The following is a 19,118-nucleotide window of genomic DNA, read 5'->3' as shown; positions in this document are numbered from 1 at the left end:
CGATTTTGTAACGTGCTGGCGCCTAGGGGAATAGTATGAGTAAGAGACTACTGGCTCGAGCCATACCCCAAGCAAGCATGCACGGACAAAATCGTAAGATTTTAAATATAAAGAGGACCAATCCATATAAGGATTAGCCCTCTTTTTTGAGATTGGGATTTATGTCCCAGCCTGTTTACTTTTATAGTCTCATTTAAACACCAACACTTAACTTAGGAATAAATGATTCAAAATGAATTTGACTAGCATCGATTTCCATTTCTTTAAATAAAGTCATAATAGATTTCAAGAAATTAACGCCACCACATACATATACTTCAGTATCAGGAGTAATATATTGTTTTAGATAGTCACTTGTAATATACCCTTCTGTATCTTTATTATGAAGAACATATTTAACATTTGAATGCGCATTGTCTATTGTAGCTAATTTCTCTTTAAAAGGTATTCCTGAGTTATCATTGATATTTTGAATGAAATGCGCTTCTGAACCTGCCATTGCAACCTCATTAAACATTGGTATAAGTGGCGTCACACCAATACCCGATCCAATAAATAATTGTGGTGATGACACATTAGTAACTGTAAATTCTCCTACAGGTGCAGACAAATCAATGTGATCCCCTATTTGAAGTTCATCGTGCATAATTGTTGAAACTTCACCTTCATGAGTTGTTGTAACATCTCTTTTAACAGCAAATGTGAGCGTATCTTTGTCACCTTCTACAATAGAATAGTGTCTTTTCGCGCGATAAGGTAGTCGTTCACTCTCTATATCTACAGTTATATATTGTCCTGATTTAAATTTGCTTAAATCACATACATCCGATTTAACTGTATATGCTTTGATATCATCGGCAATGTTCTCTATATTGATAATTTCAAATGATTTAAAACCATCCCATGCCATTTCACTGTAAATCTCTTTTTCAATATTAATAAATACTGATGCAATTTCGCCGTATGCTTTTCCCCATGTTTGTACAATGACATCGTCTTCTTCTAATCCTAAAACACTTTGGATTGCCGCTAATAAATTCTCACCAACAATATCATATCCAGATGCTGGTACTTGTAATGCACAGTGTTTATACGCTATTTCTTTAACTACCGGTAATATTTTAGTCAAATCTTCAATATTCATTGCTGCTGCCAGTACACTTTGTGCAAGAGCCGTTGATTGTAATCCTTTTTTCTGATTCGTTTGATTAAACATATTTCTTAATTCTGGATGCTGTGTAAACATTCTATTATAGAAAAATGATGTAATTTCTATACCTCTTTCCTGTAGTACAGGTACAGTTTCTTTAATAATTGCCTTTTCTTGTTCATTCAACATAGTATACACTCCCATTTATAAATCAAATGCTTTCTCTGATTTCAGTTTATTACAATTTAATGTATTGCAAAAGTGTTTTGTGATACATTTCACAAAATGTTCATTTTACTAAATTTTAACTGAAATTTACAATTAAGTTTAAAGTAATACGTTATATTAAGACTATAGTATGATGAAATCTTGACTAGAATAAAGTATAGTAAAATTAAATAAATTTAAGTCTCTATGCGGAGGTTACATTAATGAACAAATTAATCCAATCATTATCAGCAATTGGTGTTTCTGCAACGCTCGTTTCACCTAACCTAAGTGCAGAAGCAACTGATAATTCAATTCCAGAACTAAAAGGTATTAATGATACTGTGATTAAAAAAGGCAATGATTATAATCTTTTAAATGGCGTGCGCGCATATGATAAAGAAGATGGTGATTTAACACATAAAATCACTGTTGATGGCAAAATCGATACTCAAACAGCAGGAAAATATAAAATTGAGTATACTGTTGAAGATTCAGATGGTGCGTCCAATAAATCGATTCGCTATATAGAAGTAAAGTAACACCATCAATTAATACATATGTTGAAAATGACTTTAATTGATAAGCATTCTAGCTATTAAAATAGTCAAATTTACGCTTTTGCCTTAAATATGACACTTTTCACAAAATGTACACATAATTTTAACAAATCTTTGAATGCCCACCAGACCTTGAGTTTGTTGGGTTTCTTTTATTTTTGTAATAATTTTTTTCGCACAAACACTTGTAAATATTGCGTAATATCTTAAAATTAATGATAAGCCCTACATTTGTAGTATTAGGAGGTCAAAAAAGTGTCAAAATTTAAGTCTTTGCTTCTACTCTTTGGCTCACTAATTTTGCTTAGTGGTTGTTCTAATGTAGAAGTTTTAAACCCAAAAGGGCCGATGGCAAGTGATTCGAAGTTTTTGATTATTTATTCAATCATCTTCATGCTTGTTATTATTGCCGTTGTGCTTATCTTATTCTCTGTTTTCCTATTTAAATATAGAATAAAAAATACTGAAGAATCAGGTAAGATGCATCACAATTCTTTAATGGAAACAATTTGGTTTATTATTCCTGTAATAATCGTAATTGCATTAGCCATTCCAACGGTTAATTCACTTTACCATTATGAGGAAAAACCACAGAAAGAAGACGATCCACTTGTAGTTTATGCTACAAGCGCTGGTTATAAGTGGTTCTTTAGTTATCCTGAAGAAAAAATCGAAACAGTTAATCATTTAACTATTCCGAAAGATCGCCCAGTCGTCTTCAAACTCCAATCTATGGATATGATGACAAGTTTCTGGATTCCACAATTAGGTGGTCAGAAATATGCGATGACAGGTATGACAATGGACTGGACATTAACAGCTAATGAAGAAGGAACATTTAGAGGACGTAACTCTAACTTCAATGGTGAAGGCTTCTATCGTCAAACATTTGATGTAAATTCTGTAAGCCAAAGTAAATTTGAAGATTGGGTGAAAGATGCGAAAAGTAAAAAAGTATTAGATCAAGATACTTTTGACAAGCAACTTTTACCAACTACTGAAAATAAAAACTTAACTTTCAGTGGTACGCATTTAGCATTTGTTGATCCTGCAGCAGATCCTGAGTATATCTTCTATGCTTATGATCGCTTCAATTACGTGCAAAAAGATCCAAACTTTAACTCGAAAGAAGAACTTACTAAAGACGTGTTAGATAAACCGGATAAACCTGCTCGTAAGCCACAAATCACAAATGCTAACTATAAACGTCATGGTATGAAAGCCATGATACTAGGTAATGACAAGCCATATGATAATGAATTCAAGAAAGATGAATCACATAATATGGATGAAATGGAAAAAATCTCTGAAGGTGCGAAAGACGAAAAAGCATCTAAAATCGAGAAAAAAGACCATGAAAATGGAGGTGGACATTAATGAATTTTCCATGGGATCAATTACTCGTACAAGGTAACTGGATGATTACAATGGCACAAATTGGTGCCCCATTCTTAGTTATCGGTGTAATTGCAGTAATTAGCTACTTTAAATTGTGGAAATATCTATACAGAGAATGGTTCACATCTATTGACCATAAAAAAATCGGTGCAATGTACCTTATCTGTGCTGTATTAATGTTCGTTCGTGGTGGTATAGATGCATTAATGATTCGTACACAATTGACGATTCCAGATAATACATTCTTAGAATCAAATCACTACAATGAAGTATTTAGTACGCATGGTGTTATCATGATCATCTTTATGGCAATGCCATTTATATTTGGTCTGTGGAACATCGTTGTACCATTACAAATTGGTGCGCGTGACGTTGCATTCCCTGTATTAAATAACGTGAGTTTCTGGTTATTCTTTGCAGGTATGATTTTATTCAACCTGTCATTTATCGTCGGAGGTTCACCAGCTGCTGGTTGGACAAACTATGCGCCACTTGCAGGTGAATTCAGTCCAGGACCAGGTGTAAACTACTACTTAATTGCCATACAGATTTCCGGTATTGGTACATTAATGACTGGTATTAACTTCTTTGTAACTATACTTAGATGTAAAACACCTACAATGAAATTTATGGAAATGCCAATGTTTACGGTTACGACATTTATTACTACGTTAATCGTTATCTTGGCTTTCCCAGTACTAACAGTTGCATTAGCACTATTTACAACTGACAGAATCTTTGACACTGCATTCTTCACAGTTGCAAATGGTGGTATGCCAATGCTTTGGGCTAACTTCTTCTGGGTATGGGGGCACCCTGAAGTGTATATCGTTATCTTGCCAGCATTTGGTATTTATTCTGAAATTATTCCGACATTTGCACGTAAACGCCTATTCGGTCATCAAAGTATGGTCTGGGCAACTGCAGGTATCGCATTCTTAAGTTTCTTAGTTTGGGTTCACCATTTCTTCACAATGGGTAATGGTGCATTAATTAACTCATTCTTCTCAATTACAACAATGCTGATTGGTATTCCAACCGGTGTTAAATTATTCAACTGGTTATTCACTTTATACCAAGGTAGAATTTCTTTTGAATCGCCAATGCTATTTTCATTAGCCTTTATTCCTAACTTCTTATTAGGTGGGGTTACTGGTGTAATGCTTGCAATGGCAGCAGCAGATTATCAGTACCATAACACTTACTTCTTAGTGGCACATTTCCACTACACATTAGTAACTGGTGTTGTGTTTGCCTGTCTTGGAGGTTTAATTTACTGGTGGCCTAAGATGACTGGCTTCAAATTAAATGAGACATTAAACAAATGGTGTTTCTGGTTCTTCATGATCGGATTTAACGTTTGTTTCTTACCACAATTCGTACTTGGTTTAGATGGTATGCCTCGTCGTTTATACACTTATATGCCAGAAGATGGTTGGTGGTTACTAAATGTAATCTCTACTATCGGTGCTTTAATGATGGCATTAGGTTTCATGTTCTTAGTGGCTAGTATCGTTTACAGTTTCTTCAAAGCACCACGCGAAGCTACTGGAGACAACTGGGATGGCTTAGGACGTACTTTAGAATGGGCAACTGCTTCAGCAATGCCACCTAAGTACAACTTTGCAATTACACCAGACTGGAACGACTATGATACATTCGTCAACATGAAAGAACATGGTCGTCACTATTTAGATAATCATAATTATAGTGATATTCATATGCCAAACAATACACCAGTCGGATTCTGGATGGGAATTCTATTCACTATCGGTGGATTCTTCATCATCTTCGAATCAATTATACCTGCTGTATTATGTTTAGTTGGTATCTTTATCACAATGATTTATCGCAGTTTCCAAGTTGACCACGGTTATCATATACCAGCGTCTGAAGTTGCTGAAACTGAAAAACGTTTACGTGATGCACGTATAAAAGAAAGGGAGGCTGTAAGTCATGAGTCATGATGCAAACACAATTGATCAACGTTCGCATGAAGGTGAGTTAAATAAGCTTGGCTTTTGGATATTCCTTACAGCAGAATTCTCATTATTTGGTACGTTATTTGCTACCCTATTAACGCTACAACACGGTGGCGATTATGCTGGTAAAATGACTACTGAATTATTTGAATTACCACTTATTTTAATTATGACATTTGCATTATTAATTAGTTCTTACACATGTGGGATTGCAATTTACTACATGAGAAAAGAAAAAGAAAAATTAATGATGATTTGGATGATTATCACTGTATTACTTGGTATGGTGTTCGTAGGCTTTGAAATTTATGAGTTTACACACTATGTACACGAAGGTGTTAATCTTACTATCGGTTCTTATTGGTCTAGTTTCTTCATTCTTTTAGGAACACATGGTGCCCACGTGTCACTTGGTATTGTTTGGATTATCTGTTTATTAATTCAAATTGCAATGCGTGGATTAAATAAAGATAACGCTCCTAAATTATTTATAGTAAGTTTATACTGGCACTTTTTAGATGTTGTATGGATCTTCATCTTCACTGCCGTATATATGATAGGGATGGTGTTTAGCGGATGAATACAATTGTAAAACATACTGTAGGTTTTATTGCCTCAATCGTTCTGACAATATTAGCAGTATTCGTAACCTTATACACATCAATGGCACTTAATGCTAAGATTACCATCATCTTCGGTTTTGCTTTTATTCAAGCGGCAGTTCAATTATTAATGTTCATGCATTTAACTGAAGGTAAAGACGGAAATGTACAAGGGTTTAAAGTTATATTTGCGATTATCATTACTTTAATTACTGTTATCGGTACTTATTGGGTAATGCAAGGTGGACATTCTCATCACTTATAACTTATAAAAAGACTTCTCTTCGGAGAGGTCTTTTTTTTTCAAAATATATCCCCTATTGTTTATACAACATTTTTTCCACAAAAAAAGTTACACTATAAATATAAATAAATCAGTTCCTAGGAGGTTATTTAGTTTATGAAACAACCTATTATTATAGATACGGATCCTGGTATAGATGATGCAGCTGCCATAAGTATTGCGCTCTATCATCCTAATTTTGATTTACGTATGATTACTACTGTAAATGGCAATGTTGGTATTGAGAAAACAACTGCAAATGCATTAAAACTCAAGCGTTTTTTCAATAGTGATGTACCTGTCCATAGAGGAGCTGCTCAGCCTCTTGTTGATGCTATTCGAGATGCTAGTGCTGTACACGGTGAATCAGGTATGGATGGTTATCCATTTCCAGATGTGAAAACAAGCGACTTAGCGTCTACACATGCAGTTGAAGCTATGCGTAAAGCATTAGAAACTAGTGATGAACCTATTACACTTGTCCCTATAGGTCCTCTAACTAATATCGCCCTATTACTATCCACTTATCCTGAAGTTAAAGACTATATAAAAGAAATTGTATTAATGGGTGGTTCTGCTAGTCGTGGTAACGTGACGCCTTTAGCAGAATTCAATATCTATTGTGATCCCGAAGCAGCTCAAATTGTTTTCAATTCAGGTTTACCTATTACTATGGTTGGACTAGATGTTGCAAGAAGCTCCACTCTTAGTCATGACTCAATTGATGCGCTACAGTCCTTAAACAAAACTGGTGACATGTTACATCAAATTTTCAAACATTATAAGGGTGATGACTTTGAAAAAGGGATTAACGTTTATGATGCTTATACAATCATTTACTTACTACATCCAGAAAAATTCAATGTACAAGAAGCAGATGTACAGATTGAAACAACTGGTACGTTAACAAAAGGCGCTACAGTCACAGACTTTAACACGCGTTATCCTAATTGTACTGTTGTCATGTCAGTAGATCCTAATGAATTCAAGACAATGTTTATAAATGCATTACAGTATTGTGATTAAAGCATGCATGCCCAATATCTATTTTCATAAAAAAACACGACTATATCCTGTTCATCATAAGTATTTTTATAATTATAGGAGTAGTCGTGTTTTTTATTGTTACATATTAATATTTTTGACCTACATTATTATATAAACCGCCCTGCTTTAGTATTTGATAATATATATGTTTTATTTTCTTTAAAATATGATGTGAATACTTGTCCAAAAAAACCACCATTTATTCTATTCTTATCTCCAAATGAATAGAATCCATATCGATATGGTTGCGGGTATTGTGAAGTTAAACTTTCATGTATCAGCGGATTAGTGATTTGAGAACTAAATATTTTATTCTGCTGTAAACTCAATATCAGTTTCCCCATATCACTTGGAGACATATAAAGGTTTCCTGCACCATAATACTGTTCTAAAACATTTGGTATTTGTTTAACTGGGTTACCCAACACATTATCTTTTTTATATCCATTTGCCATGTAGCTTTGTAAATTTTCATTATCAAAAAATGCAGTGAAGTCGAGATGTTGTGGTTGTGCAATTCTCTTCTTAAAGTTTTCAACATATGATTGGTGTGTTACAGCTTCAATTACAGATGATAATACTAAATAGTTCGCATCGTTATATCTATTCTTATTATAAAACTTATTTTCAATACCTTTATGTTGTATTGCATGTACCGCTTCAGTCAAATTCTTATAACTGGGTGAAGCCTTATATTTGTATAGACCACTTTTATGCAACATTAGTTGATTTAGTGTAATTGGTTTTTTCGTTTTAAACCACGGTAGATACTTATCAACTGGGTCATCCATGTTGATTTTGTTCTCATTAACTAATTGCTTTAACATTAATCCAGTCATAAATTTTTGTGCAGAGCCAATTAAATATAAAGTATCCGCACGATTTTCTTTATTCTCTTCAAAATTTTGAATTCCATAGCCTTTATTCAATTTTAGTTTTCCATTTACATATACAGCAGCGGTACCATTAAATTCAACTTGCTTTAAATAATTGTTAATCTCTTCCATTTTAGGGTCACTTTGATCAACAATTGTTTTCAAATGTTTACTATGATTGTCATTTTTATGTTTTGTTTCATGATTTTGTGAAGTAGCTATATCTTGCTCAAATGGTCGATAATGTTTGTAAATAATCACAAGTGTGAGCAAAATAAAGCAAATACTTAAAATAATTAATATTTTTTTATGTGTATGTTTTGTCATCTTGGTGCCTCTAGATAATTTAATTTATATTCTGGATATAATTTTTTTCAAATTGTGTTGTTATAGCTTCAATGTTTTCTACATTTAGTGAAAAATATAACTTGATTTTAGGTTCCGTTCCTGATGGTCGTAACGCAATAAAGCCTTCTTCAAAGATAAATCTAATTAAATTTGCTTTTGGTAATATCAACGAACTAGTTGTACCATCTTTGATATTTCTGACTTCACCTGTTTCGTAGTCTTCTATGCTTAAAACATCCATACCACAAATAGAAAATATTTCTTGATTTCTAAATTGTGACATAATTTTTGCTATTTTCTGTATGCCTTGTGCCCCTTCGAATGTAGGTGCAAGTGTTTTGTCTTTGAAATTACCAATATTTTCATATATATCTTCGATCGTATCTTTAAATGTTAAACCATTTTTATTTAACAAATTTTTATATTTTATTAATAACGGTACCATCTGAATCGCATCTTTATCTCTAGAGATAGGTTTGGCTAAATAACCATGACTCTCCTCAAATGCTAGTAAAAGCTGTTCTTGTGACTGGTGTTGTTTTTGCTCTAATAAATCGGAAATATATTTAAATCCAGTTAGAACATTATTTACTTCTACATTTAAAGATTCTGCTAATCTTTCTGCTAATTCACTAGTAACTATAGATTTGACGATATATTTATGTTTCGTATCTTCAGCTAATTCTTGAAATCTTAATTTCATTAATAATAGACCAATTTCATTTCCATTAAAATATCTGAATGTTTGATTGTCATAACGTTCAACAAATCCTAGTCTATCAGCGTCTGGATCAGTAGCAATGATTAATTGCGCATCTGTTTCATCTGCTAATTTTTTACCAAGGTGGAATACTGCTTCATCTTCTGGATTAGCAACTGCCACAGTTGGAAAGTTTCCATCTGGAGTAGATTGTTCTTCTTCAATCACGAAATTATGGTAATGCATTTCTGTAAGTATTTGTGACAACAAGGGTAAACTTGTGCCATGTAAGCTTGTAAGTACAACTTTAGCATCTTTCTCCTCAATAGAACCTACAAGTGATTTAATTTCATTTTTATAACTTTCAGTAACTTCGTCTGAGATATATTGTATTTTTTGCTCTTTTACCAATGTTTCAAAATCTCCATTTTCAATATTCACAGGAGACTCAATCGTATTTATATAATTGCTTAATGTATCAGAAGCCTCTGGTAATAGTTGTCCACCCTCTTGATTATAAATTTTGATACCATTATAATTTTTCGGATTATGACTTGCAGTAATCATGACTCCTGCTTGTGCATTTAAATGTCTGACAGCAAAAGATAATTCCGGTGTTGATTTATAATCATTTGACAGAATTGCTGTTACACCATTATTTGCCAATACACTAGCCATTTCCTTAGAAAATGCTTTTGATAAAAATCTAGTATCAAAATGTATGACAACTTTGGCTTCATTATATTTATTATTCAAATGCTGTGCTAATCCGAGCGCAACTTTACGTACTGTAAAAGCATTCAATCTCCCTGGACCTAATCCAAATGTACTTCTGATACCTGCAGTACCAAAAGATAAATCACTTTTAAACCCTTCATTCTGTTCTACTTCTGTTTGTTGCTCATAAAACGATTTCACTAAACTTTCATCTATCTTATCTAACCATGCTGTTTTCATACCTAATAAATCCTCCTTCTATCATTAAAACTAAGATGAATAGCATCTATAGCTTTCAATAGCTACCTATTATTTAACATCTTTCACCAAAATCAATTTTAATTCACACATTGGATAACATTAACGCTCTGCAACATGATATTTACATTGCTTATTATATCCTATGTCCATCGATAAATCATTTGTTACCAAATGACATTATTGTAATACATAGGATAGTTTTTCTTTAACAATTCTTAAGTCAATATAGTAATTAGAAGAGTCACTACATTTATTAAGTAATGGTACAGACATTAAATAACATATTAACTAAAATATGTTTTTTAAGTTTGTGTTTTAAAATTATTTATTCACAGTTGATATTTTTTACTGATAGTAATAAAATAATTAGTTATAGTACATTTTCTCCTTTACAAAAAATTTACAAAGTTAAAAATAACTAAAAATATAGGCACATGTACAAAATTTGATATATTGGGAGCTTCACTTATGAATAAATTTTTAAAATATTTTTTAATATTGCTTTCTTTAGTTCTAGTCGTTGTTCCAGTCATTTTTGCTGTTATCTTACTAAAATCGTCTCAAGGTGCTTTTGAACATTCATTTAATAATAATGATTCATCAAGAAAATCTAACATTCGTGAATCAAAAGTAGATCCTTCTAAAGATCCTATTTCTATATTGTTTTTGGGAATTGACGACAATAGTGGACGTGAAAAAAACGGACAAACTGCTGAACACTCTAGATCAGATGCAATGATTCTTTCTACTTTTAACGCTGATAAATCACAAATTAGAATGCTAAGTATTCCTCGTGATACAATCAGTTACGTACCTAAAGTTGGTTACTATGATAAAATCACACATGCTCATGCATTTGGTGGGCCTACTGCTTCCATGGATTCTGTAGAAGCTACTTTAAATGTTCCAGTAGATTACTATGTACGTATAAATATGGAAGCATTTGTTGATGCCGTCAATGAACTTGGTGGTATTGAATATGATGTTCCATATGATATTAGTGAGCCGAACACTAATGACACTGGTAAAATAAAAGTTAAAAAAGGATATCAAAAACTAAACGGAGACGAAGCATTAGCAGTTGCACGAACCCGCCATCACGATTCTGATTTAAAACGTGGTCAAAGACAAATGGATTTGATTAAGAAATTGTTCACTAAAGCACAAAGCGCTGATTCATTTAGTAAGTTAGATGATGTTATAGAAATTGTTGGTAAAAATGCTAAACATAATTTAAGCTATAAAGAAGTTAAATCACTCGCTACTTCGTATTTAAAGAATGGTATTGAAATTAAAACATCACAACTTGAGGGTGATGATGATTATTTAAATGGTATCTACTATTACAATCCAGATATTAAAAATATTAAAGCAACCTCAAATTTATTGAGAAGCGATTTAGATTTACCTAAAATAAAAAATAAAGATGATTTCCTAAATCAACGTGTGATTGATTTTTATGGTACACTCGTACCACAAACTGAATTAGATAGCAGTCTACTGAGAAAACAACAAAAAGATAGCTCATCTAATAAATCTGATAAAACACCGTCATCTGAAGATAATAACAATGACAACCAAACTAATGACTCAGCAAATTATGATGATAATCAACAACAAAATTCAAATGCTTATCCAAATGATCAATATGATGCTACTCAGCAACAAAACACTCAAGAAGCACCTACTAATTTATATTAAATTTGAAAGGACTGCATGATATGTCACGTAAAACATACGAAAAACTTGCTCACGTAAATAGCATGTTTAATGTTTTAGAACAACAATTAATACACAGTAAAGATATGGCTCTATTCAGAAATGAATTTTTCTATGTTAATCATGAACATCGTGAAAACTATGAGGCATTACGAATTTATTATAAAGACAGTGATATAAACCCTGTTGTCGATGGTGCATGTTATATTGTTGCACTTCCAGAAATATTTGAAAAAGTCGATGTTTTTGAATCCGAATTGCCATTTACTTGGGTGTATGATCAAAACGGTATCACTGACACCATGAAACAAATCAGTGTACCAATTCAATACCTCATTGCTGCAGCTTTAGAAGTTACAGATGTCAATCTGTTTAAGCCTTCTGGTTACACAATGGGTATGAACAATTGGAATATTGCACAAATGCGGATTTTTTGGCAATATACGGCTATAGTTAGAAAAGAAGCACAATAATTTTAAATAATTGACTGCCCTATCTCTATAATTTGTGATAGGGTATTTTTAATATCTATTAACAGAAATGAGGAATTTTATGTTTAAAATTGTGACTACTCCGACGATGCTAGAAGATGCATATCAAATTCGTAAAAGCGTATTTGTTCAGGAACAAGGAGTGCCTTTAGAAAATGAAATAGACCAATTTGAATCTATAGCTACTCATGTAATTGGCTATGATCAAAGCAATACACCTTTTGCAACGGGGAGATTTCGCCCTCTTGATAAAGGCATTAAAATTGAACGTATTGCAATAATCGCTTCACATAGAAAATTAGGGTATGGCAAGTTACTCATGAATTATTTGGAAGAAGTCGCAAAATCACATGGACACACAAATTTAAAACTTAATGCACAATGTCAAGCACAAGCTTTCTATGCAAGTCTTGGTTATACTACTGAAGGCGATGTGTTTATGGAAGAAAATATTGAGCATATTGTGATGATAAAAAACATTTAAAACAAATATCTAAATTATTACAGTCATTCTTCATTTATTTTCTGTAACATTTCGAAATATATTAAATTTAATCATTTTTTTAAATAAGCGTCACAACGCTTTAAAATGGATTTTTTGTCAAATTTAACACGAATTTTAGATTAATATTAGATTACAAATCAGTAAAAAGTAGTTAACTCATTCTTTAGTCGTATTATAATGTATTTAAATATATAAAGGTAAAGGGGCAGTTTAATGGCTAAGAAAAAGAACACTTATAAGGTACCTTCAATTGTAGCACTTACGTTAGCAGGTACAGCTTTGACTACTCATCATGCTCAAGCAGCAAGTAATACTCAAGACCAAACGTCAAACAAGAATGTTTTAAATGATGAGAAAGCACTTAATCAAAGTGAAGAGATTAAATCTGAAATAAGTAATCCAACTACAAATATTTCAGGAACACAAACATACCAAGACCCTACACAAGTTAAAGAAGTATCTAGTGACGATAATACAAATTATGATGCTCACTTGGATGGTTTAAATGAACAAACTTCTGAACAAACTTCTGAACAATCAACAAACCAAGATACATATAATCAAGAAGAACACGTTCAGGAAGAAACTACACCAACAACTGAAGAAAATAGCACAGTAGAAAATCAAGAAACAACAGACAGTGCTAAACAAGCACAAAATACATTTAATGAAGACACTACTTCTGAAGCTGTAGCAAATGACGTTGACGATAGTGGTTCTAATAATTCAACTGACGTGAAGGCTCAAGATACATTTGCTTCTGACGTTGAAAAATCTGATGCAACTTCTGAACAAGCAACTACTGTTTCTGACAATTCACAAGATGTTGCTCAATCTGAAGATAAAAATTCTAACGACACTTCTGACGTGAAGGTTCAAGATGCAGTTGCTTCTGATGTTGAAAAATCTGATTCATCTTCTGAACAAGCAGCTACTGCTTCTGACAATTCACAAGATGTTGCTCAGTCTGAAGATAAAAATTCTAACAATGCTTCTGACGTGAAGGTTCAAGATGCAGTTGCTTCTGACGTTGAAAAATCTGATTCAATTTCTGAAAAAACAGCTATTAATGCTAAGCAAAAGCAAGATACAGCTAAATCTGAAGATAAAACTTCTAATGACGCTTCTGACGTGAAGGCTCAAGATACAGTTGCTTCTGACGTTGAAAAATCTGATTCAATTTCTGAAAAAACAGCTACTAACGCTGAACAAAAACAAGATACAGCTAAATCTGAAGATAAAACTTCTAACAACGCTTCTGACGTGAAAGCTCAAGATGCGGTTGCTTCTGATGTTGAAAAATCTGATTCAGCTTCTGGAAAAACAGCTGCTAATGCTGAGCAAAAGCAAGATACAGCTAAATCTGAAGATAAAACTTCTAATGACGCTTCTGACGTGAAGGCTCAAGATACAGTTGCTTCTAAAGCTAAAAAAGAAACAACTTCTGATAAAGAAGTAACACCTTCTACGTTAGTTGCTAAAAAAGCACAAACAACAGAGAGTGCTTCAAAAACGCAATTTTCAACATTTAGTGCAGAAGCTACACCTGAACTTAGATCTGCAACAGCAAATACAACAACGGCAACTCGTGCTGTATCAGAAAGAGCTGCAACAGCAAAAGTCGTATTACCGAAATATTCACCAAAAGTGAAATCTTCTATTAACGACTATATTCGTAAGAAAAACTACAAAGTACCTAACTATGAACAAGATATCGCAAGTTATTTACCAAAATATAGCTACCGTTACGGTAAACCAGAAGGTATAGTTTTACACGAAACAGCAAATGACAATTCAACAATTGATGGTGAAGTAAACTATATGAAGAATAATTATAATAGTGCTTTCGTTCATGCATATGTTGATGGTAATCGTATTATTGAAACTGCGAACACAGATTACCTTGCTTGGGGAGCTGGTCCTCAAGCTAACGACCGTTTCATTCATGTAGAATTAGTTCATACACATGACTATGATTCATTTGCGCGCTCAATTAATAACTACGCTGATTATGCTGCAACAAACCTACAATATTATGCTTTAGCACCTGATAGTGCAGAATATGATGGTAATGGTACAGTTTGGACTCACAGAGCAGTAAGTAACTTCTTAGGTGGTTCTGATCACAGTGACCCTCATGGTTACTTAGCAACACATAATTATAGCTATGATGAGCTTTATGATTTAATTTATGAAAAATATTTAATCAAAGTTGGGAAAGCAGCTGCATGGGGAACTACTTCATCTGGTAGTACAGGTTTAGGAAGTACGGGTACAACTACCCCACCTAAGACTGGCACAGTTAAAGTTACTGCAAATAACGGTGTTGGACGCATTAACAGCAAAAACGACGGCTTATACACTACCGTTTACGATCAAAATGGTAAAAAGACAAACCGCGTAAATCAAACGTTGAAAGTCACTAAATCTGCAACTATTGGTAAAGAAAACTTCTATTTAGTCTCTGACTTTAATAAAGGTACTTTACTTGGTTGGGTTCATCAAAATGATGTAAGTTATAATGCTGCTAAAGCTGCAACATCAATTAATAAATCATATAAGATTAAGCCTGGTGAAGTTATTTATACAGTACCTTGGGGAACTAGTTCACAAAAAGCTGGTACAGTTACAGGAAAATCTGACCAAACATTTAAAGCTACTAAACAGCAACAAATTGGTAAAGCAAATTATCTATATGGTACTGTTAACAACATTTCCGGTTGGGTAAGCTTAAGTAAGCTTTCAACTACAAGTACAACACCTAGCAAACCATCAACATCAACATCTAAATTAGTAGTTTCAAACCTTACAAATCAACAAGGTACAGTTGCTAAATCAAATCATGGTGTATATACATCTGTATATGATAAAGCAGGCGTTCAAAAAGCATACGTTAATGGCAAAACATACAAACTGAGTAAGAAAGCGACATTAGGTAGTAAATCATTTTACTTAATTACAGATAACAAAACGAATGTCAATTTGGGTTGGATGTTAACTGGTGACATTACAGTTAAAGAAGCTGCTAAAAAAGCAACTACAAACCAAACTCAAACTGTAAGTAAAATTGGTCAACTTAATACGAAAAATTCAGGCGTTAAATCAACTGTTTATGATGAAAAAGGTAAAGATGCTTCTAAATTAGCTGGTAAAACTTATACAGTTACGAAACAACGTACACAAGGTAATAATACTTATGTATTAATACAAAATGCGAAACAAAATACGCCAATTGGCTGGGTTAATACTAAAGATATTAATACACGTAGCTTAAGTAAAACAGCTGCTAAAAAAGGTCAATATACTGTTAAAGCTACGAACAATGGTTTATATGCAGTGCCTTGGGGTACTAAATCTCAACAATTAGATTCACTTAAAAATCTTAAAAACAGCCAATTTAATGCATCCAAATCAGTCTTTGTTGATAAAGATGAATATCTTTACGGTATCGTAAATAATAAAACTGGTTGGATTGCGGCAAAAGATTTAAACAAAGTTCAAAAAGCAACTCAAAGTAGTACTACGAAGACACCTATTACTAAATCAGCCGTGTCACCTATTAAATATGACTACATTATTTATAATAAAGATGGCAGTTATTATCTTGATCCTACATCTGGTAAAGCATCAGGTTCTTTAAAAGATTTTTATGAAGGTATTTTCACTGTATATGAAAAACAAGTCATTAATGGTGTTACTTGGTACCATGGTAAATTAACGAATGGTAAAGTTGTTTGGGTAAAAGAAAACGACTTACGCAAAGAGTTAGTTAAACATTATAAAACTGGACTTACTTTAAACCAAGCTGTAGCGATTCAAAAAGGTTTATCATTTAAACCACAAATTCAACATACACCGGGTAAATGGGAAAATGCTACTTCAGCAGAAATTAAAAATGCTATGGATACTAGCAAATTAGAGAAAGACCCAACTCAAAAATACCAATTCTTACGTTTAGACAAATCACAGAATATCGCTACTGCTGATTTAAATAAATTACTTATTGGTAAAGGTATATTAGAAGGACAAGGTGAAGCATTTAGTGAAGCAGCTAAAGCTTATAACATCAATGAAGTTTACTTAATTTCACATGCCCTACTTGAAACTGGCAATGGTACTTCAAAACTTGCAAATGGTGGCGATGTTGTAAACGGCAAAGTTGTAACAAATGGTAAAAATAAATACTATAATATGTTCGGTATTGGTGCAGTCGATAACGATGCAGTAAGACAAGGTTTTACAACTGCTAAAAATAATGGTTGGAATACTGTTAAAAAAGCAATTGTCGGTGGCGCTAAATTTATCGCTGGATCATATATACACCAAGGTCAAAACACACTTTATAAAATGCGTTGGAACCCTGAAAATCCTGGTGTTCACCAATATGCTACAGATGTGGCTTGGGCATCACATAATGCAACACGCATTAAAGGTTTCTATGATTCAATGAACAAAATTGGTAAATACTTCGACGTTGATACTTATAAATAGTATTGCTTTAATTCTTAAAAAATATATTTATAGTAATTAGAAATACTAAAAAAGCGTACATGGTACAATCACTCTCAAAATGTGATTGTAGCCATGTACGCTTTTTGTGTGCTACTAAATATATGCATGATGCGCATTCAATTTATGTAATAAATGATTCAAACTTTCGATATCATTGGCAGTAAGATGTTGACAACGCGCTTCAATTAAGGCTACTCTCATCTCATTGATTTGTTCAACTAACGCTTTGGCTTTATCAGTCACCATCAAATCCTTACATCTCATATCTTTAGTTGATTGTTTGCTAGTAATATAACCCATTTGACTTAACTTTTTAATCCATCGAGAAACAATTGATTGTTCTTTATTTATTTTCATAGTCAAATCATATTGAGATAATACCTTGTAATTGTATAAAATTCTCAACATTTCAAGTTGGTCTGAAGTTAAATCCGTACGTTGTCCAAATCTTCTACTTACTAAATTTAGGTCATTACTTGTCAGTGTAATTAATTGCTCTAGTTGTTTATACATGCTGTTTCATCTCCACTACATTAAAATTAGTTTCACAATAATTTATATACACTATTTTATTTTCTAATATTATAATAGTATTCATGAAAATATACAATATTAAACTACAAATTGTACTAGATTGTTGCATTTCTCATGCGATTTATAATAAATTAGACGTAGTGTATTTAAAGTTTATCGTAATTTATTAAAGGAGCTCCCCTATGTCACAATTAAAAGAGCGAGATTACTTTTTTGATAATGCAAGAGCTATGTTAATCTTTCTCGTTGTATTTGGTCATTTATTACAGCCCTATACTGAAGCGAGTCAGCATTTATCAGCTTTGTATTTAACAATATATAGTTTCCATATGCCAGGATTTTTATTTATTTCAGGTTATTTTGCCAAAAAAGCAGGCCAAGCCGGATATTTAGAAAAAGTCTCTAAAAAATTATTAATTCCATATGTGATTTTCTTTGGATTTTTCTCTTTATATTATTATTTTACTGGCAAAGAAGATAGTGTGAAAATCGATCCATTCGACCCAGTTTTTGCATTATGGTTTTTACTTACTTTATTTTTATTCCATGTGATTTTAGTCATTGTGAAAGATTATAAACCTTATTTTGTTTTACCAATTGCAATTATTGTCTCTCTCCTTGCTGGCTATTCTAATAATATTGATAATTACTTAAGTTTTTCAAGAACGATTATGTTCTTTCCTATATTTTACTTAGGATATTTATTTACAAGTAAGCATATTCAAATTTTGAAAAACAAAAAATTTGTCCCAGTTGCTATCATAATACTAGTATCTTTTTATATCATTTATTCGTTCCATCCGATTAATGCGGATTGGCTATTGGGGAATTCACCATATATGTCATTAGAGGGTAAACAAGATTTATACAGTCCATTAAAAAGACTATTGTTGTATTTTATAATCTTACTCACTCTATTTTCATTCTTAAATTTAATATCTGAAAAATCCTATTACTTTACATATATAGGGCGTAAAACAATGCATGTGTATTTACTTCACGGCCTCGTTATAGGCATTATACGTGGGTTTGGTATTTATCCATTCAAAGATACTATATCAGTCTTCACATACTTGTATTTACTATTATTTGCCCTGCTTATCGTATATGTATTATCTACACGTTTTATATCAAAATGGACAAATCCAATTATTAACTTACAGTCTCCTTCTAAATTTAAAGAATAGACGAACTACTAACCGAATTGTATTACATTCAAATATGTTA

At 32.5% G+C, this 19,118-nt stretch carries 15 protein-coding genes; 11 read left to right on the top strand and 4 right to left on the bottom strand.

The window, feature by feature from the left end; genetic code table 11:
• Positions 1-193 precede the first annotated feature (193 nt).
• Complete coding sequence (locus tag BJS11_RS06765) at positions 194-1,339, bottom strand: globin domain-containing protein (RefSeq protein ID WP_069994863.1); 1,146 nt, start codon at positions 1,337-1,339, stop codon at positions 194-196.
• Positions 1,340-1,581: 242 nt separating this feature from the next.
• On the opposite strand from BJS11_RS06765, the gene BJS11_RS06760 reads away from it, so the two are divergent.
• The 6 genes from BJS11_RS06760 to rihC all read left to right on the top strand — a co-directional run bounded on the left by BJS11_RS06760 (position 1,582) and on the right by rihC (position 7,208).
• Complete coding sequence (locus BJS11_RS06760) at positions 1,582-1,899, top strand: DUF5011 domain-containing protein (RefSeq protein ID WP_069994864.1); 318 nt, start codon at positions 1,582-1,584, stop codon at positions 1,897-1,899.
• Positions 1,900-2,172: 273 nt separating this feature from the next.
• Positions 2,173-3,294 carry a cytochrome aa3 quinol oxidase subunit II gene (gene qoxA / locus BJS11_RS06755; RefSeq protein WP_069994865.1) on the top strand — a complete coding sequence of 374 codons (1,122 nt, stop codon included), beginning with the start codon at positions 2,173-2,175 and terminating at the stop codon, positions 3,292-3,294.
• A complete protein-coding gene (gene qoxB, locus BJS11_RS06750) occupies positions 3,294-5,282 on the top strand; it encodes a cytochrome aa3 quinol oxidase subunit I (protein WP_069994866.1) in 1,989 nt (662 codons plus the stop codon). The genes qoxA and qoxB overlap by 1 nt, the downstream gene beginning before the upstream one ends.
• On the top strand, positions 5,272-5,877 hold the full coding sequence (gene qoxC / locus BJS11_RS06745; protein WP_069994868.1) for a cytochrome aa3 quinol oxidase subunit III: 606 nt from the start codon (positions 5,272-5,274) through the stop codon (positions 5,875-5,877). Before qoxB ends, qoxC begins: the two co-directional genes overlap by 11 nt.
• The gene (gene qoxD, locus BJS11_RS06740) at positions 5,874-6,164 is read left to right on the top strand and encodes a cytochrome aa3 quinol oxidase subunit IV (RefSeq protein ID WP_069994871.1); all 291 of its coding nucleotides are present in this window, start codon (positions 5,874-5,876) and stop codon (positions 6,162-6,164) included. The genes qoxC and qoxD overlap by 4 nt, the downstream gene beginning before the upstream one ends.
• Positions 6,165-6,299: 135 nt before the next feature.
• Complete coding sequence (gene rihC, locus BJS11_RS06735; RefSeq protein WP_069994873.1) at positions 6,300-7,208, top strand: ribonucleoside hydrolase RihC; 909 nt, start codon at positions 6,300-6,302, stop codon at positions 7,206-7,208.
• Between the two features lie 128 nt (positions 7,209-7,336).
• Here rihC and BJS11_RS06730 read toward each other — a convergent pair whose 3' ends face one another.
• Both BJS11_RS06730 and BJS11_RS06725 read right to left on the bottom strand, forming a co-directional pair.
• Entirely contained in the window at positions 7,337-8,431 is a 1,095-nt protein-coding gene (locus BJS11_RS06730; RefSeq protein ID WP_245167086.1) for a serine hydrolase domain-containing protein, read from the bottom strand.
• Between the two features lie 19 nt (positions 8,432-8,450).
• Complete coding sequence (locus tag BJS11_RS06725; protein ID WP_069994875.1) at positions 8,451-10,109, bottom strand: phospho-sugar mutase; 1,659 nt, start codon at positions 10,107-10,109, stop codon at positions 8,451-8,453.
• A gap of 489 nt (positions 10,110-10,598) precedes the next feature.
• Between BJS11_RS06725 and BJS11_RS06720 the strand changes: the two genes are divergently transcribed.
• The 4 genes from BJS11_RS06720 (at position 10,599) to BJS11_RS06705 (ending at position 17,336) form a co-directional block, all read left to right on the top strand.
• Complete coding sequence (locus BJS11_RS06720; RefSeq protein ID WP_069994876.1) at positions 10,599-11,831, top strand: LCP family protein; 1,233 nt, start codon at positions 10,599-10,601, stop codon at positions 11,829-11,831.
• A gap of 20 nt (positions 11,832-11,851) precedes the next feature.
• Entirely contained in the window at positions 11,852-12,322 is a 471-nt protein-coding gene (locus BJS11_RS06715) for a DUF2538 family protein (RefSeq protein WP_069994878.1), read from the top strand.
• A 79-nt stretch (positions 12,323-12,401) separates the two neighbouring features.
• The gene (locus BJS11_RS06710) at positions 12,402-12,824 is read left to right on the top strand and encodes a GNAT family N-acetyltransferase (protein ID WP_069994879.1); all 423 of its coding nucleotides are present in this window, start codon (positions 12,402-12,404) and stop codon (positions 12,822-12,824) included.
• Between the two features lie 234 nt (positions 12,825-13,058).
• Positions 13,059-17,336, top strand: coding sequence for a GW dipeptide domain-containing protein (locus BJS11_RS06705; protein ID WP_069994880.1), 4,278 nt, complete (start codon positions 13,059-13,061; stop codon positions 17,334-17,336).
• Positions 17,337-17,450: 114 nt separating this feature from the next.
• Here the strand turns inward: BJS11_RS06705 and BJS11_RS06700 are convergent, their stop codons facing one another.
• Positions 17,451-17,870 (bottom strand): MarR family transcriptional regulator, encoded by a 420-nt coding sequence (locus BJS11_RS06700; protein ID WP_069994881.1) that lies wholly within the window; start codon positions 17,868-17,870, stop codon positions 17,451-17,453.
• Positions 17,871-18,073: 203 nt separating this feature from the next.
• Between BJS11_RS06700 and BJS11_RS06695 the strand changes: the two genes are divergently transcribed.
• Positions 18,074-19,078, top strand: coding sequence for an acyltransferase family protein (locus BJS11_RS06695; RefSeq protein ID WP_069994882.1), 1,005 nt, complete (start codon positions 18,074-18,076; stop codon positions 19,076-19,078).
• Positions 19,079-19,118: the final 40 nt, after the last annotated feature.

The sequence above is a fragment of the Staphylococcus caeli genome (assembly GCF_900097965.1).
GTDB classification, from domain to species: Bacteria; Bacillota; Bacilli; order Staphylococcales; family Staphylococcaceae; genus Staphylococcus; species Staphylococcus caeli.
Note: the sequence above shows the minus strand (reverse complement) of the source record. Positions and strands in the feature narration are given on the sequence as shown.

Coding starts and splice junctions, on each gene's coding strand:
- BJS11_RS06765 (WP_069994863.1), bottom strand. CDS start 1,339: ATGTTGAATGAACAAGAAAAGGCAATTATTAAAGAAACTGTACCTGTA.
- BJS11_RS06760 (WP_069994864.1), top strand. CDS start 1,582: ATGAACAAATTAATCCAATCATTATCAGCAATTGGTGTTTCTGCAACG.
- qoxB (WP_069994866.1), top strand. CDS start 3,294: ATGAATTTTCCATGGGATCAATTACTCGTACAAGGTAACTGGATGATT.
- qoxC (WP_069994868.1), top strand. CDS start 5,272: ATGAGTCATGATGCAAACACAATTGATCAACGTTCGCATGAAGGTGAG.
- qoxD (WP_069994871.1), top strand. CDS start 5,874: ATGAATACAATTGTAAAACATACTGTAGGTTTTATTGCCTCAATCGTT.
- rihC (WP_069994873.1), top strand. CDS start 6,300: ATGAAACAACCTATTATTATAGATACGGATCCTGGTATAGATGATGCA.
- BJS11_RS06730 (WP_245167086.1), bottom strand. CDS start 8,431: ATGACAAAACATACACATAAAAAAATATTAATTATTTTAAGTATTTGC.
- BJS11_RS06725 (WP_069994875.1), bottom strand. CDS start 10,109: ATGAAAACAGCATGGTTAGATAAGATAGATGAAAGTTTAGTGAAATCG.
- BJS11_RS06720 (WP_069994876.1), top strand. CDS start 10,599: ATGAATAAATTTTTAAAATATTTTTTAATATTGCTTTCTTTAGTTCTA.
- BJS11_RS06715 (WP_069994878.1), top strand. CDS start 11,852: ATGTCACGTAAAACATACGAAAAACTTGCTCACGTAAATAGCATGTTT.
- BJS11_RS06710 (WP_069994879.1), top strand. CDS start 12,402: ATGTTTAAAATTGTGACTACTCCGACGATGCTAGAAGATGCATATCAA.
- BJS11_RS06705 (WP_069994880.1), top strand. CDS start 13,059: ATGGCTAAGAAAAAGAACACTTATAAGGTACCTTCAATTGTAGCACTT.
- BJS11_RS06700 (WP_069994881.1), bottom strand. CDS start 17,870: ATGTATAAACAACTAGAGCAATTAATTACACTGACAAGTAATGACCTA.
- BJS11_RS06695 (WP_069994882.1), top strand. CDS start 18,074: ATGTCACAATTAAAAGAGCGAGATTACTTTTTTGATAATGCAAGAGCT.